The following is a 13,075-nucleotide window of genomic DNA, read 5'->3' as shown; positions in this document are numbered from 1 at the left end:
CCATGAAGATCATTACCCGTCTGAAGTGGGCCCAGTGGCTGTGCGTGGCCGGGGTCGCGCTGGCGGTGCTGCTGATGCTGGGCGCCACGCGCCAGGTCCGGCAGGAGCTGCAGCGCAACGAACGCGCCGGCGATATCGCGGCAGGCGTGGTGGCCTTGCGCTACCTGTCGCTCGAATATGCGCAAACCCAGGAACGGCGCTCGCACGTGCAATGGAAGCTGCGCAAGGATTCGTTGCAAAGCTTGCTGCTGCGCGACGATTTGTTCAAGGACCCCGACGAGGAGCGCCTGCTGCACGATCTGCAGGAGAGCTTGCCGCTGCTGGCCAATCACTTCTCCGAGCTGCTGCTGGTGCGCCGCGAATTGCAGTCGACGCCGGAACGGGCCGAGGTGCTGCACTTGCTGGAAGCGCGCCTGTTCGGCCAGTTGATGGCGCGCACCCAGGACATGATCCGCGATGCCGAGGACCTGGCGCGGCGCAGCCGTCAGGGCGTGCTGCAGGCGCAGCAGAACGCCTCGATCGTGGCAGCGGCGCTGGGCCTGCTGCTGGCACTGACCGTGCTGGGCGCGCTGTCCATGACCATCCGCAGCGTGGCCCACCCGCTGGAGCGGCTGCGCCGCGGCGTTGAACTGGTCGGCTCCGGCAAGCTGGACTTTCGGATGAATATGGCGGCGGCCGACGAGGTGGGCGACCTGGCGCGCGCCTTCGACGCCATGACCGAACGCCTGCGCGCGACCACGGTGTCGCGCGATGAACTGGTGCACGCCAACGCCGCCCTGCACGACGAGATGGAAGTGCGCCAGGGCGCCGAATTGAAGGTGCAGGCCCAATTGGGGCGTCTCAGCCTGCTGCACCAGATGACGCGCTCGATCGGCGAGCGGCAGGACTTGCGCAGCATCCTGCAGGTGCTGGTGCGCAACCTGGAGGACCAGCTGCCGGTGGATTTCGCCTGCGTCTTCCTGCTGCAGGAAGGCGTGCTGGAGGCGAGCTGCGTGGGCCTGGGCAACGCCCTGCTGCCCGGCGAGGCGGCGCTCAAGGAAGGCGCCCAGGTATCGATCGACACCAACGGCCTGTCGCGCTGCGTGAAGGGCCAGCTGGTGTACGAGCCCGATATCAGCGGCAGTGAGTATCCCTTCCCGCACCGGCTGGCGCGCGGCGGCCTGTGCTCCCTGGTGCTGGCGCCCCTTCAGGCCGAGAGCGTGGTGTTCGGCGTGCTGGCGGTGGCGCGCATCATTCCGAACGCCTTCGCCAGCGGCGAGTGCGAATTCCTGCGCCAGCTGAGCGAACACGCGGCGCTGGCGGCGCGCCAGGCGCAGTTGTACGGCGCCCTGCAGCAGGCCTACCACACCCTGCATGAGACGCAGCAGTCGGTCACGCGCGAGGAGCGCCTGCGCGCCCTGGGCCAGATGGCCAGCGGCATCGCGCACGATATCAACAACGCCATTTCGCCGGTGGCCCTGTACACCGAAACCCTGCTGGAAACGGAGACCGGCCTGAGCGCCAGCGGGCGCGGCCACCTGCAGGTGATTGCACGGGCCATCGACGATGTCGCCGCCACCGTGGCGCGCATGCGCGAACTGTACCGCCGCCGCGAACCGCAGATGGAGCTGGCCAGCGTCAGCCTGAACGTACTGGCGCAGCAGGTGGTCGACCTGACGCGGGCGCGCTGGAGCGATATGCCGCAGCAGCGCGGCGTGGTGATCTCGATGAAGCTGGAGCTGGCGCCCGGCCTGCCCGCCGTGATGGGGGCCGAGAGCGAAATCCGCGAGGCCCTGACCAACCTGGTGTTCAATGCGGTCGACGCCATGCCCGAAGGGGGCGCGCTGACGGTGCGTACGCGCAGCACCGGCGAGCACGCGATTGTCGACGTGGTCGACAGCGGCGTCGGCATGGACGAATCGACGCGCCGCCACTGCCTGGACCCCTTCTTCACCACCAAGGGCGAGCGGGGCAGCGGCCTGGGCCTGGCCACCGTCAATTCGATGGCCGAACGCCACAGCGCGGTGGTGCAGGTGGAATCGATGATCGGGCAGGGCACCACGATCTCGCTGGCCTTCCCGCTGCCGCCGGCGCATCCGGCCATCCCGCCGCTGGAAGCCCAGGCCACCTCGGTGGCGGTGGCCGAACCCATGCGCCTGCTGGTGATCGACGACGACCCGGCCGTGCTGGCCTCCATGACCACCATCCTGCAGCGCGACGGGCATACGGTGGTGGCGGCCAACGGCGGCGCCGCCGGCATCGAGCAGTTCCGCGCATCGCAGGCCTCGAGCCAGCCTTTCGATGCCGTGTTCAGCGATCTTGGCATGCCGCACGTCGACGGGCGCAAGGTGGCCGGCAGCATCAAGGAGCTGTCGCCCGCGACGCCGGTGATCCTGGTCACCGGCTGGGGCCAGCGCCTGATCCCGGAAGGCGATATCGACGCCAAGCCCGCCAGCGTGGACGAAGTATTGAGCAAGCCGCCGCGCGTGCGCGAACTGCGCGAGGTGCTGCTGAAAGTGCATAAGGTCGGGTATAGTCCTGCCTCATGAATGATCCAACCGTGTTTGATGCGCTGCGACCGCGCTTGTTTGCCCTCTCGTACCGCATGCTCGGCGTGCGCGCCGATGCCGAAGACGTGGTGCAGGACGCCTGGCTGCGCTGGCAGGGCGCCGATACGCGCGGCCTGCAATCGGCCGAAGCCTGGCTGGTGACCGTGACCACCCGGCTCTCGATCGACCGCCTGCGCGCCGCCATCGCCGAGCGCGAGGCCTACGAGGGGCTGTGGCTGCCCGAGCCGCTGGTGGCGGTCGACGAAGAGACGCCGGAAGTGCAGGCCGAACGTGCCAGCGACCTGTCGCTGGCCTATATGTGGATGCTGGAGCGCCTGGGCCCGGAAGAGCGCGCCGCCTTCCTGCTGCGCCAGGTGTTCGACTACGACTATGACGAAGTGGCCGCCCAGCTGGGCAAGTCGGAAGCGGCCTGCCGCCAGATGGTGAGCCGGGCCGGCGAACGGGTGCAGAAGCCGCAGTCCCGCTTCGACATCCCGGCGGCGACCCACCGCCAGCTGCTGCAGCGCTTTGTCGAGGCGTCGGCCAGCGGCGACAAGGCGGCGGTGCGCGCCTTGTTGGCGGAAGACCTGGAACTGGTGGGCGACGGCGGCGGCAAGGTCAAGTCCTTCGGCATCGTGATCACCGATCCGGACAAGATCGCCGCCCTGTACGCGGGCATGCACAAGCTGGGCGCCATCGAGTACCGCGCGGCCCAAGTGAACGGCGAGCCCGGCCTGCTGCGTTTTGTGGACGGCAAGCTGGAATCGGCCCAGGGCTTCCTGAGCGACGGCCAGCGCATCACCGGCATTTACGTCGTGCGCAACCCGGACAAGTTGGCGCACATTTCCTACTAAACGGCGGGCCAGGGCGCAGCGGAGGAATGGGATATGTTGAGCGAAACTTCCGAGCGCGCCACGCGGGTGGGTCTGACGGACTTGCTGCGCGCCATGCAATATCTGCCGGTCGGCATGTCGATCATGGACCGCGACCTGCTATTCCGCTTCTGGAACGACAGCTTTTGCCAATGCCTGGACTTCCCCGACAGCCTGATGCAGGAAGGGGTGTCCCTGGAGGACCTGTTCCGTTTCAACGCCCGGCGTGGCGAATTCGGGCCGGGCGACCCGGACGCGCAGGTGCGCGAGCGTATCGGCCTGGCACGCCAGTTCGTCGCGCACCGCTTCCGGCGCACGCGCGCCAATGGCACCGTGCTGCAAGTGACGGGCCGCCCGATGAGCGATGACGCGGGGCGGGTGGTGGGCTTTGTCACCATTTACGAAGACGTGACCACCGAGGCGCGCCAGCAGCAGGAGCTGGAGCAGGCGCACCGCAAGCTGCTCTCGGCCTACGAAGACCTGCGGCGCGCCCAGCTGGATAACTCGGCGCTGGAAAAAGACCGCTCCAAATACTACCAGCTGGCGGTGCGCGACGCGGTGACTGGGCTGTACACGCGCCACTATATGGAAGATGCCGCCGCCCGGCTGCTGGAGCAGCATGAACGCGACCATGCGGAACGGCTCGGCCTGCTGGTGTTCGACGTCGACCGCTTCAAGTCCATCAACGACAACCACGGCCACCTGGCCGGCGATACGGTGCTGCAGCGCATAGGGGAATTGTTGAACAGCCACACGCGCCGCATCGATATCGCGGTGCGCAACGGCGGCGACGAATTCGCCATCTTCCTGCCCAAGCTCGATCTCAGACTTAGCCTGCAGTTTGCTGAACGCCTGCGCGGCGAGGTGCGCGCCCTGCGGCTGGGCGGCGAGCTCGATGGGATCGCGTTGTCGATCAGCGCCGGCGTGGCCGAACACCAGCTGGGCGAGTCGCTGGGCGATCTGCTGCAGCGGGCCGATGCCGCACTGTATGCGGCCAAGCGGGGAGGGCGCGACCGGGTCTGCAGCTTCCCGGCCCACCCTGCATGACCCGCTTTTCCGAAATATTTGCGCTGGCCTGTCACAAACTTCCAGGCTGCTCCGTCTAATGGATAAGAAGGCCGCACTGTGCGGTTTTCACCATCAGACCGAAAGGATTCACCATGAGCACCCTGCGTTACAACTACTTCCAGCTGTCCCAGAAATCGTTCCAGAACCTGCTGGCCCTGTCGAATGGCCTGAACCGCGAGCTGCTGGGCAAGAAACTGGTGGACCTGGTGTTGCTGCGCATTTCACAGATCAATGGCTGCGGCTTTTGCATCGACATGCACTACACGGACCTGCTGAAAATGGATGTCGACCCGCGCCATGTCAATGCGGTGGCCGGCTGGCGCGAGGCGCCATTCTTCTCCGAGCGTGAGCGCGCGGCGCTGGAATGGGCTGAATTGATCAACGCCATCCCGGTCCGCGATCCCGACGACGCGGCCTATGCCCGTGTCCAGCAGCATTTCTCCGCCGCAGAGATCGCGGAACTGGGCTTCGTGGTTGCGGTCATCCGTTCCTGGAATATGCTGAACGTCGCATCGCGCAACCCGATTTCCCGTTAATCCCTCCTCCTGCGCAGGAATAACAGCAAGGGCAGGCCGGCCAGCAGCATGGCGGCCTGGGCCGGTTCAGGAATCGGCGCCGCCAGGAAGCCGCGGATTTCGCCGCCGGGGTAGGCGTCGCTGTGGATGTTGAAGTAGCTCGAACCGGCGTCCAGCGCCGCCGCCAGGGCTGCTTCGGCGCCGGCCGTGGTGCCGCCATGGCTGGTGACGAAGGACGGGTTCCAGAACGCGGCTTGCGACGTGTCGAAGAAGGCGGCATAGCTGCCGCTGGTTTCGCCGGCCGGGAAGCCGGTGAAGGTTGGCAGCATGGTGGCGACGCCGGCATTGCCCTCGCCCGGCACGGCGGTGCAGCAATGGATGTGGGCGGCTGCACTGCCGCCCGCCAGGTCGCTGAAACTTGCCGCGATCGTGAAGTAGTGGTGGTCGAGATCGAACAGCACGCTGACATGGCCCGTGGCGGCCGATGCATTCGGCGGATTTTCCGCCGTGCCACTTAGCGTGGCGCTATAACTAAGTGGATCCGCTTGCGCCGTGGCGCAAGCGGCCAGCAGGGCCAGCGCAGCCAGCCCTTTGCCCAGATGAGTTTTCATCGTTGGCTCCTCCAGTTCGCGAGCCCGCGTTGACGGTTCCCCCCGTGTTGCAGCTTGCAGGCGCGCAGTACAGCGTGCTGATTGTCGCCTTAAGCATGCCGCGTGCGGCGCACGAATCCGAGAAGCAACTCCTCGCCCTCCGGCCATGGGCCGTAACCGGCATCGCCATTGATGTGGCCGGCATCTCCCATCAGGTGCAGTTCGCTGCCCCAGGCCGCCGCAAACTGCCGGGCGCGCGCGGTGCTGACGTAGAGATCGTCGCTGCTGGCCACCACGATGGACGGAAATGGCAGGGGCGCCAGCGGCATCGGCTGGAAGCCGCTGGTGCAGTCCGGATAGCTGGGCGCATCAACATCGCTGGGCGCCACCAGGAAGGCGCCGGCCACGCGCTGCGCCGCATGGTCGCGATGGGCCGCGGCCCACCAGCCCACCAGGGCGCAGGACAGGCTGTGGGCGGCCAGCACAGGCGGCTCGGCGCAGGCGGCGATCGCCTCGTCCAGCTCGCGCACCCATTCTGCGCGTACCGGGCTTGCCCAGTCGCGGTGCGGGGCGCGCGTCCAGCCGTGTTTCTGTTCCCAATGGGTCTGCCAATGCTGCGGGCCGGAATTCCACAGTCCGGCCAGGGTCAATACCGTCATCGCACGTTCTTCATCAGGAAGGTCGCCTGGCCGCAGCTCTTTTGCGAATAGGAGATCGCTTCCGGCGAGCAGCTGCGCGATTTGCCGTCCTTGGCGAAGCACACCCGCGCCTCGCGCAGGAAGCGGCCGCCGGCGCCGCATACGGGCAGCACCGAGTCCCTGGCCAGCCATGGATTGGCCTTATGGAATGCCGCCTCGAAATCGCCGGGCGTGACGCGCACCGGCTGCTGCGGGCGGGCATAGGCGGCCGGGATCTTCAGGCTGTCGCGCAGCCTGGCGCTCAGGGCCAGGTAGTCCTGCGGCGCCAGGCCGGAGCAGGAGCCGTGCTTGTTCCATTCGTGGAACAGCAGCTTGGGCGAGGGATACAGCGACGCATACTGGTCGCGCAGGCCGTTGGAAATCCTGCTGCGGCCGCAGCTCTCCGGGTAGCCGCGCTCGAACTGCGGCCACAGGCCATGCAGCACGAAGCCGAGCTGGCGGCCGGTAGCGCATTGCTCCTGGTCAGCGCCGCCGCGGCCGGAGCAGAACTCCGGCGACCAGGACAGCGACATGGTGTAGTAGTCGAAGACGCCGGGGCGGTCGTCGCGCGCCAGGGCTGGCAGCGCGCACGCCGCCGCCAGCAAGGCGGCGATCAAGCGTTTCACAGGGCGGTCCTCAAAGCGAACAATTCGGGGAACAGTACCACATCCAGCATCTTGCGCAGGTAGGACACGCCGGCAGTGCCGCCGGTGCCCGTCTTGAAGCCGATCACGCGCTCCACCGTGGTGACGTGGCGGAAGCGCCAGAAGCGGAAGGCGGTTTCCATGTCCACCAATTTCTCCGCCAGTTCATACAGCGCCCAGTGGCGGCTGGTGTCGCGGTAGACTTCCAGCCAGGCATGCTTGACCGATTCGTTGGCCACGGTCGGCTGGGTCCAGTCGCTGTCCAGGCGGGCGGCATCGATCGCCAGGCCGTTGCGCGCCAGCAGGCGGATCGCTTCGTCGTACAGGGACGGCGATCGCAGCGCGGTTTCGAGACGGGCGTGGTTTTCCGCCGTCTGCTGGTGCACCGCCAGCATATTGGGATTCTTGTTGCCGAGAATAAACTCGATCTCGCGGTACTGGTGCGACTGGAAGCCGGACGAGGCGCCCAGGTAAGGCCGGATGGCCGTGTATTCGGGCGGCGTCATGGTCGCCAGCACGTCCCAGGCATGCACCAGCTGGTCCATGATGCGCGCCACGCGGGCCAGCATCTTGAAGGCCGGCGGCAGGTCGTCGCGGCGGATATGGTCGACCACGGCGTGCAGCTCGTGCAGCATGAGCTTCATCCACAACTCGCTGGTCTGGTGCTGCACGATGAACAGCATTTCATTGTGGTTGGGCGAGAGCGGGTGCTGGGCGCTCAGGATTTTCTCCAGGCCCAGGTAGTCGCCATAGCTCATGGACTTGGTGAAGTCCATTTGCGCGCCGTGCCATGCGGCGTCTTTCTTTTCTTCGGTCATAGGTGTCTCAGGTTACAGCGCCGCGGGCGGCGGTGATGTCGTAGGCTTTATCGTCCAGGATCCGCTTCAGGATTTCCACCGCATCCCAGACATCGGCGAAGCTGGTGTACAGCGGGGTGAAGCCGAAGCGCATGATTTGCGGTTCGCGGTAATCGCCGATCACGCCGCGCGCGATCAGGGCCTGCACCACCGCAAAGCCGTGCGGGTGGGTGAAGCTCACCTGCGAACCGCGGCGTGCATGCTCGCGTGGCGTGACCAGGCCCAGCGGGTGGTCCGGGCAGCGCTGCTCCACCAGGGCGATGAACAGGTCGGTCAGGGCCAGCGACTTGGCGCGCACCGCCGCCATCGTGGTCTGGGCGAAGACGTCGAGGCCGCATTCCACCATAGCCAGCGAGGTGACCGGCTGGGTGCCGCACAGGGCGCGGCCGATGCCCTTGACGGGAGCGAAATCGGGCGTCATGGCGAAGGGATTGGCATGGCCCCACCAGCCGGACAGCGGGTGGCTGAACTTGTCCTGGCTGCGTTGCGGGACCCAGATGAAGGCCGGCGCGCCGGGGCCGCCGTTCAGGTATTTATAGGTGCAGCCGACGGCGAAGTCGGCGCCGTCGGCATGCAGGTCGAGCGGCACCGCGCCGGCCGAGTGCGCCAAGTCCCACACGACCAGCGCGCCGTGCTGGTGGGCGAGGGCGCTGGTGGCCGCCATGTCGTGCTGATAGCCGGTGCGGTAGTTCACATGGGTCAGCATGAGCACGGCGGTGTCGGTATTGATGGCCGCGGGGAGCTGGTCCGGGCTGTCGACCAGGCGCACCTCGTAGCCGCGTTCGAGCCAGGAGGTCAAGCCCTGGGCCATATAGATATCGGTCGGGAAGTTCGAACGCTCGGTAATGATCACCTTGCGGCCGGTATGCGCCTGCGCGTGCAGGGCGCCGGCCAGGGCTTTGAACAGGTTGATCGAAGTGGTGTCGGTGACCACGACTTCGCCGGCCCTGGCGCCGACCAGCGGGGCCAGTTTGTCGCCCAGGCGTTTCGGCATCTCGAACCAGCCGGCGCTGTTCCAGCTCGTGATCAGGTCCTTGCCCCATTCCTTGGCGATGACTTCGGTGGCACGGGTGAGGGCGGCTTTCGGGCGGGCGCCCAGGGAGTTGCCATCCAGGTAGATGACGCCGGCGGGCAGGTCGAACTGCTCGCGCAGGGGTGCCAGGCTATCCGCGGCGTCGCGGGCCAGGCAGTCGGTACGGGAAATCATGCGGGCGGTTTCCTTGAGACTTAAAGAAAGTGGGATTGTAACAACCTTTTGCGGCCCCAAGCGGCAAGCCGGCATCCGCCCCGCCGGGGCAGGCAGCGGTCCACAGGGGGCAGCGGATGGAACTAAAGGGGCCGTCGGTGTAACTCACCAAGACAACCTCCTCTTGTACTGGACCCTATGAACATCCAACCTTCAACACATAGCGCCCCAATTCGACCGGCGCACAATGACTCGCCGACCGTGCCAACGTCGGTCTCATCGTCTGGTCAACTGCCGCCGCGTTCGACGTCGCCCACCGTCGTGCGCGGCGGGAACTCCACGGTAGAATCCTCACTGAGAAAGCAACTTTCTTCGACCCAAGAGCCTGAGGCGACTAGCGCTGCGAATGCCAGCGGGCAGGTGGCGCCGGCACACGCAAAGGAAGTCAAAGGCTTCGAGGAGGTTTACGCGAAGGCGCCTGCGGCAAAAGTAGAAATTGATAAAATTGCTGACGAGATTGCGCAACAGTTCGGGGGTAAAGTCGCTAAGGCTCCGATTAAGACAGAGGAGAGTGCTCTGCGGAAAATCAATAAGGATTACGGCGGCGATCCAACGCGTATCAAAGATTTGGCGAGAAATACGATTATCGTTGACGCGAAAGATATTCAAGCGGTCACTGCGCAATTACAGGCCAGGGGCGCCAATGTGAAAGTGATCGACGGTGCGGAAAATCCGCTGGGTTATAGCGGCGTTAATTCAACATTGACGACCGCGGCGGGCATTAGTGGAGAAATTCAAGTCAATTCGCCGGCGATGATCTACGCAAAAGAGCCGGAAGCGCTGGCACGAACGCTATTGGGCGACGGCGTGTATGATGATGTATCCAAGCGATCAGGCGAAAAAGGCGGCCTTGGCCATAGTTACTACGAAGACTGGCGTGTACTGCCGTCGGACAGTAAGGAAGCATCGAAAATTGCGGATGATAGCCGCGCCTACTATAACCAAATCAGGAGCGCAAATGGGAATTAATAAAGGTCAGGTCTTTGCGGAAAATGATGTCTTCATCGATTATTCATTTGAAAAAGTGATGTATCGCTGGGATCACGTGGCGAAGAAAGTCTACGTTCGATTTTATGGCGAAGACGAGCGTCTCGAACCCGTCCCGCATGATAACCGCTTGTACAACGAAGCCATTTTGTCCGGCGATCAAATCGATCGTGAAAACTATGAAAAAGGGCGGATGAACGATGGGCAATCTTGACGCTGCGATTGCCTTAGCCGTGAAAGTGCATGCAAGTCAGGAGGATAAGTCTGGGCGGCCGTATATTTTGCATCCGCTCAGACTGATGCTCAAGTTCGAAGATGAAGTGGAACAAGTAGTTAGCGTGCTGCATGACGTCGTTGAAGATGGCGACGTCACGCTCGATGAGCTGCGGCAGCTGGGGCTGCCAGAAATCGCGGTTGCCGCAATTGATTGTTTGTCGAAGAGGGCTGGTGAACGCTACGAGGATTTTATTTCGCGCTTGTCTTCGAATGCCTTGGCCAGGAAGATAAAAATCGAAGATATTAAAGATAATCTGGACGTAACGCGATTGCATTCTATGTCTGACGTGGATCTCGCTAGAGTTGCGAAATACCACAAGGCATTGCAATTTCTGAAGACGTGCTGATTCGCCACCGCACTCCTCGCAGCGCGACCCGGCACCAAGGCGCGTCTTGTGCGCCAGCACCTGTGGGCGCGCCGGGTTGAACCACCTGCCGGGAAAAAACAAAACGGTCAAGGTCACCAGCTGGCACGCGAAACTGGCGTGCCAGCTGGTGTCAAGCCGATCGAATGGCACCTGCTGACCAACCGCGCGCTGGATCTCGTGGTGGCGTGGCGCATCGCCTACCCGATGCGCATGGGATGCACCTGCCCGGACCTGGGCGCCAAACTGTTCTTTGATCCCGATCAGATCCGGGCTGCCTACCGGCTAAACCAGACAGGCGCCGCTACCGGGCTGCCGTACTCAATGCTAAGTCATTGATTTAAAAGGATTTGAAATTTTTTTCAAATTTTTTCAAAAAACCCTAAAGTTCCCCCAAGTCCTGCCGTTACCGATTTTAGAAGCCCGGTAAAAGGCTTGCTGTTCGGCGGTTTGGATGGGGCGAAAAAACTTTAAAATTTTTTGCTCGGAACCCTAAAGTTCTTCCAAACCCTGCCGTTACCAGTTTAGATGTCGCAAAAAAGCGTCGCCGCGACCGCGATTTTTACCTTCGGCTCCTGCGTTTTCAGCGAGACCGAACGCCCCGCAAACCCGCGCCAATCCTGGCGCCGCCCCTCTATGGGCAGCCCTTTGTAGGATAAACTCCTACAGGGTCACTTCGCCTATTCCCGACCGAAAATACGGTGCGCCACCTCTAGTCGGCTTTTCCCGACTGCAGCAGAATGTATCTCAACGGCAACGAATATTCGCGTTGCAAGCTGAAACTGACTGGAGATGGACATGACCGCAAACGACATGATGGCTGAAATCCGCGATGCGAACCTGAGCTACCTGATGCTGGCGCAGCAGATGATCCGCGCCGACAAAGTCACCGCGATCTTCCGCCTGGGCATTTCGGCTGACATCGCCGACCTGATCGAAGGCATGAGCAATGCCCAGATCCTGAAGCTGGCTGGCGGCAATATGATGCTGGCCCGCTTTCGATTCGATGACAGCGCCATCCTCGGCATGCTGACCAATTACAATAAGGACCGTTCCCTGGCCCAGTCGCACGCCGCCATTCTGATGGCCGGCCAGCCCGTCGAAGAAATCGCTTGAGGAGCGCGTCATGACCAAGAAGAGTGTGGTGACCGAAGCGCAGGAAATCCAGCTGGCGATCGAGCTGATCAACCTGGGCGCCCGCCTGCAACTGCTGGAATCGGAAGTGTCGCTGTCGCGCGAGCGCTTGCTCAAGCTGTACAAGGAGTTGAAGGGCGTGTCGCCGCCGAAAGGCATGCTGCCATTTTCGACCGACTGGTTCCTGACCTGGCAGCCGAATATCCACTCGTCGCTGTTCATGAATATCCATAACTTCCTGATCGAGCACGCTGGCGCCAGCGGCATCCAGGCGGTGATGAAGGCTTACCAGCTGTACCTTGAGCAGATGCCGCCGGCTGCCGACGAAGAGCCGCTGCTCTCGCTCACCCGCGCCTGGACCCTGGTCAAATTCTCCAGCAGCAGCATGCTGCAGATGAAGGCGTGCACTTGCTGCAAAGGTAAGTTCGTGGTCGATGCCATGGACTTGAACCGCGACTATAAATGCGGTCTGTGCCATATGCCTTCGCGTGCCGGCAAGACCCGCAAGGCCAAGGATGCCGCGGACGCGCTCGCTGCTTGACACGCCCGCGCTGCAGGCGCTGCTGGTCCAGGCCGGCGCGCTGCTGCCATGCGCCGCGCTGGCGGCAGCGCTGGACACATTCGGCCACGGCTTGACGCTGCTGCAGGCCGCCCTGCTGCAGGGCGCGCTGGCCGCGTCCATCGGCTGGAAAGTCGGCCTGGCGCGCTGGTGGCTGCCGATCCTGCTGCTGTTCCCCCTTGCTTTGCTGGCAGGCCTGGCCCTGCACCTGCCGCCATGGCTGGCGGCGGCCGCCTTCCTGGTGTTGCTGGGCTGGTACTGGTCCACCTATCGCACCCAGGTTCCCTACTATCCCTCCAATCCCGCCGTCTGGCGCGCCGTGCTGGCCGAGCTGCCGCAGGGCAGGGCCTTGCGCCTGATCGATATCGGCAGCGGCCTTGGCGGCTTCACCTTGCATATGGCGATGGCGCGGCCCGAGTCGGCCGTGGAAGGGATCGAATTGGCGCCGGTGCCTTGGCTGGTATCGCGGCTGCGCGCGGCCTTGTCGGGTAGCCGCGCGCGCTTTCTGCGCGGCGACTACGAGCGCTTGAATTTTGCCGAGTACGATCTGGTGTTTGCCTATTTGTCGCCGGCCGCCATGCCTGCCTTGTGGCACAAGGCGCAGCGCGAAATGCGGCGCGGCAGTTTACTTGTCAGTTATGAATTCGAAATTCCAGTGGTAAACGGCGTCAAGGCCATTCGTACCACAGAGGGTGGTCCGCTGCTTTATATAAGAGCCATTTAACGGCTGTTTTTCTTGCCGCAGAGGCGTCTTCAC

15 protein-coding genes and 1 pseudogene are annotated in these 13,075 nt (G+C 63.9%); 11 read left to right on the top strand and 5 right to left on the bottom strand.

The genetic code is table 11. The annotated features are described in order from the left end of the window. Positions 1-2: 2 nt before the first annotated feature. The 4 genes from H597_RS0122920 to H597_RS0122905 all read left to right on the top strand — a co-directional run bounded on the left by H597_RS0122920 (position 3) and on the right by H597_RS0122905 (position 5,004). Positions 3-2,528 carry an ATP-binding protein gene (locus H597_RS0122920; RefSeq protein ID WP_028104166.1) on the top strand — a complete coding sequence of 842 codons (2,526 nt, stop codon included), beginning with the start codon at positions 3-5 and terminating at the stop codon, positions 2,526-2,528. Beyond that, on the top strand, positions 2,525-3,382 hold the full coding sequence (locus H597_RS0122915) for an RNA polymerase sigma-70 factor (RefSeq protein ID WP_028104165.1): 858 nt from the start codon (positions 2,525-2,527) through the stop codon (positions 3,380-3,382). Before H597_RS0122920 ends, H597_RS0122915 begins: the two co-directional genes overlap by 4 nt. A 33-nt stretch (positions 3,383-3,415) precedes the next feature. Then, entirely contained in the window at positions 3,416-4,447 is a 1,032-nt protein-coding gene (locus tag H597_RS0122910; protein WP_229632233.1) for a diguanylate cyclase domain-containing protein, read from the top strand. Positions 4,448-4,560: 113 nt separating this feature from the next. Next, a complete protein-coding gene (locus H597_RS0122905; RefSeq protein WP_028104163.1) occupies positions 4,561-5,004 on the top strand; it encodes a carboxymuconolactone decarboxylase family protein in 444 nt (147 codons plus the stop codon). Here the strand turns inward: H597_RS0122905 and H597_RS0122900 are convergent. The 5 genes from H597_RS0122900 to kynU form a co-directional block, all read right to left on the bottom strand. Further along, positions 5,001-5,594, bottom strand: coding sequence for a CHRD domain-containing protein (locus tag H597_RS0122900; RefSeq protein ID WP_028104162.1), 594 nt, complete (start codon positions 5,592-5,594; stop codon positions 5,001-5,003). The two genes, H597_RS0122905 and H597_RS0122900, sit on opposite strands and share 4 nt — an antisense overlap. Before the next feature lie 89 nt (positions 5,595-5,683). Beyond that, positions 5,684-6,232, bottom strand: coding sequence for an RBBP9/YdeN family alpha/beta hydrolase (locus H597_RS0122895; RefSeq protein WP_035375033.1), 549 nt, complete (start codon positions 6,230-6,232; stop codon positions 5,684-5,686). Beyond that, the gene (locus H597_RS0122890) at positions 6,229-6,876 is read right to left on the bottom strand and encodes a ribonuclease T2 family protein (RefSeq protein WP_028104160.1); all 648 of its coding nucleotides are present in this window, start codon (positions 6,874-6,876) and stop codon (positions 6,229-6,231) included. Before H597_RS0122890 ends, H597_RS0122895 begins: the two co-directional genes overlap by 4 nt. Further along, complete coding sequence (kynA, locus tag H597_RS0122885; RefSeq protein WP_028104159.1) at positions 6,873-7,712, bottom strand: tryptophan 2,3-dioxygenase; 840 nt, start codon at positions 7,710-7,712, stop codon at positions 6,873-6,875. Before kynA ends, H597_RS0122890 begins: the two co-directional genes overlap by 4 nt. A gap of 7 nt (positions 7,713-7,719) precedes the next feature. After that, entirely contained in the window at positions 7,720-8,958 is a 1,239-nt protein-coding gene (gene kynU / locus H597_RS0122880; protein ID WP_028104158.1) for a kynureninase, read from the bottom strand. Positions 8,959-9,135: 177 nt separating this feature from the next. Between kynU and H597_RS32145 the strand changes: the two genes are divergently transcribed. From H597_RS32145 to H597_RS0122845, 7 genes and pseudogenes are all read left to right on the top strand, one after another. Beyond that, positions 9,136-9,966 carry a hypothetical protein gene (locus H597_RS32145; protein ID WP_154668234.1) on the top strand — a complete coding sequence of 277 codons (831 nt, stop codon included), beginning with the start codon at positions 9,136-9,138 and terminating at the stop codon, positions 9,964-9,966. Beyond that, a complete protein-coding gene (locus H597_RS34345; RefSeq protein WP_083941248.1) occupies positions 9,956-10,198 on the top strand; it encodes a hypothetical protein in 243 nt (80 codons plus the stop codon). Before H597_RS32145 ends, H597_RS34345 begins: the two co-directional genes overlap by 11 nt. Next, positions 10,185-10,607: a GTP pyrophosphokinase gene (locus H597_RS0122865; RefSeq protein WP_028104156.1), complete on the top strand. Its 423-nt coding sequence runs from the start codon at positions 10,185-10,187 to the stop codon at positions 10,605-10,607. Before H597_RS34345 ends, H597_RS0122865 begins: the two co-directional genes overlap by 14 nt. Positions 10,608-10,622: 15 nt before the next feature. Then, a pseudogene (locus H597_RS0122860) lies at positions 10,623-10,919 on the top strand (IS4 family transposase); the annotation flags it as partial. 504 nt (positions 10,920-11,423) lie between these two features. Then, complete coding sequence (gene flhD, locus H597_RS0122855) at positions 11,424-11,741, top strand: flagellar transcriptional regulator FlhD (protein WP_028104154.1); 318 nt, start codon at positions 11,424-11,426, stop codon at positions 11,739-11,741. A gap of 10 nt (positions 11,742-11,751) precedes the next feature. Next, positions 11,752-12,300: a flagellar transcriptional regulator FlhC gene (gene flhC / locus H597_RS0122850; protein WP_028104153.1), complete on the top strand. Its 549-nt coding sequence runs from the start codon at positions 11,752-11,754 to the stop codon at positions 12,298-12,300. After that, a complete protein-coding gene (locus H597_RS0122845) occupies positions 12,275-13,042 on the top strand; it encodes a class I SAM-dependent methyltransferase (protein WP_028104152.1) in 768 nt (255 codons plus the stop codon). The genes flhC and H597_RS0122845 overlap by 26 nt, the downstream gene beginning before the upstream one ends. The last annotated feature ends 33 nt before the right edge of the window (positions 13,043-13,075 follow it).

Origin of the sequence: Pseudoduganella violaceinigra DSM 15887, from assembly GCF_000425385.1 — a bacterium.
Classification (GTDB): domain Bacteria; phylum Pseudomonadota; class Gammaproteobacteria; order Burkholderiales; family Burkholderiaceae_D; genus Rugamonas; species Rugamonas violaceinigra.
The sequence above is the reverse complement of the archived record's forward strand: the minus strand, read 5'-3'. Positions and strand labels throughout refer to the sequence as shown.

Coding starts and splice junctions, on each gene's coding strand:
- H597_RS32145 (WP_154668234.1), top strand. CDS start 9,136: ATGAACATCCAACCTTCAACACATAGCGCCCCAATTCGACCGGCGCAC.
- H597_RS0122845 (WP_028104152.1), top strand. CDS start 12,275: ATGCCGCGGACGCGCTCGCTGCTTGACACGCCCGCGCTGCAGGCGCTG.
- H597_RS0122900 (WP_028104162.1), bottom strand. CDS start 5,594: ATGAAAACTCATCTGGGCAAAGGGCTGGCTGCGCTGGCCCTGCTGGCC.
- H597_RS0122895 (WP_035375033.1), bottom strand. CDS start 6,232: ATGACGGTATTGACCCTGGCCGGACTGTGGAATTCCGGCCCGCAGCAT.
- H597_RS34345 (WP_083941248.1), top strand. CDS start 9,956: ATGGGAATTAATAAAGGTCAGGTCTTTGCGGAAAATGATGTCTTCATC.
- H597_RS0122915 (WP_028104165.1), top strand. CDS start 2,525: ATGAATGATCCAACCGTGTTTGATGCGCTGCGACCGCGCTTGTTTGCC.
- H597_RS0122905 (WP_028104163.1), top strand. CDS start 4,561: ATGAGCACCCTGCGTTACAACTACTTCCAGCTGTCCCAGAAATCGTTC.
- H597_RS0122920 (WP_028104166.1), top strand. CDS start 3: ATGAAGATCATTACCCGTCTGAAGTGGGCCCAGTGGCTGTGCGTGGCC.
- flhD (WP_028104154.1), top strand. CDS start 11,424: ATGACCGCAAACGACATGATGGCTGAAATCCGCGATGCGAACCTGAGC.
- H597_RS0122865 (WP_028104156.1), top strand. CDS start 10,185: ATGGGCAATCTTGACGCTGCGATTGCCTTAGCCGTGAAAGTGCATGCA.
- kynU (WP_028104158.1), bottom strand. CDS start 8,958: ATGATTTCCCGTACCGACTGCCTGGCCCGCGACGCCGCGGATAGCCTG.
- kynA (WP_028104159.1), bottom strand. CDS start 7,712: ATGACCGAAGAAAAGAAAGACGCCGCATGGCACGGCGCGCAAATGGAC.
- H597_RS0122910 (WP_229632233.1), top strand. CDS start 3,416: ATGTTGAGCGAAACTTCCGAGCGCGCCACGCGGGTGGGTCTGACGGAC.
- flhC (WP_028104153.1), top strand. CDS start 11,752: ATGACCAAGAAGAGTGTGGTGACCGAAGCGCAGGAAATCCAGCTGGCG.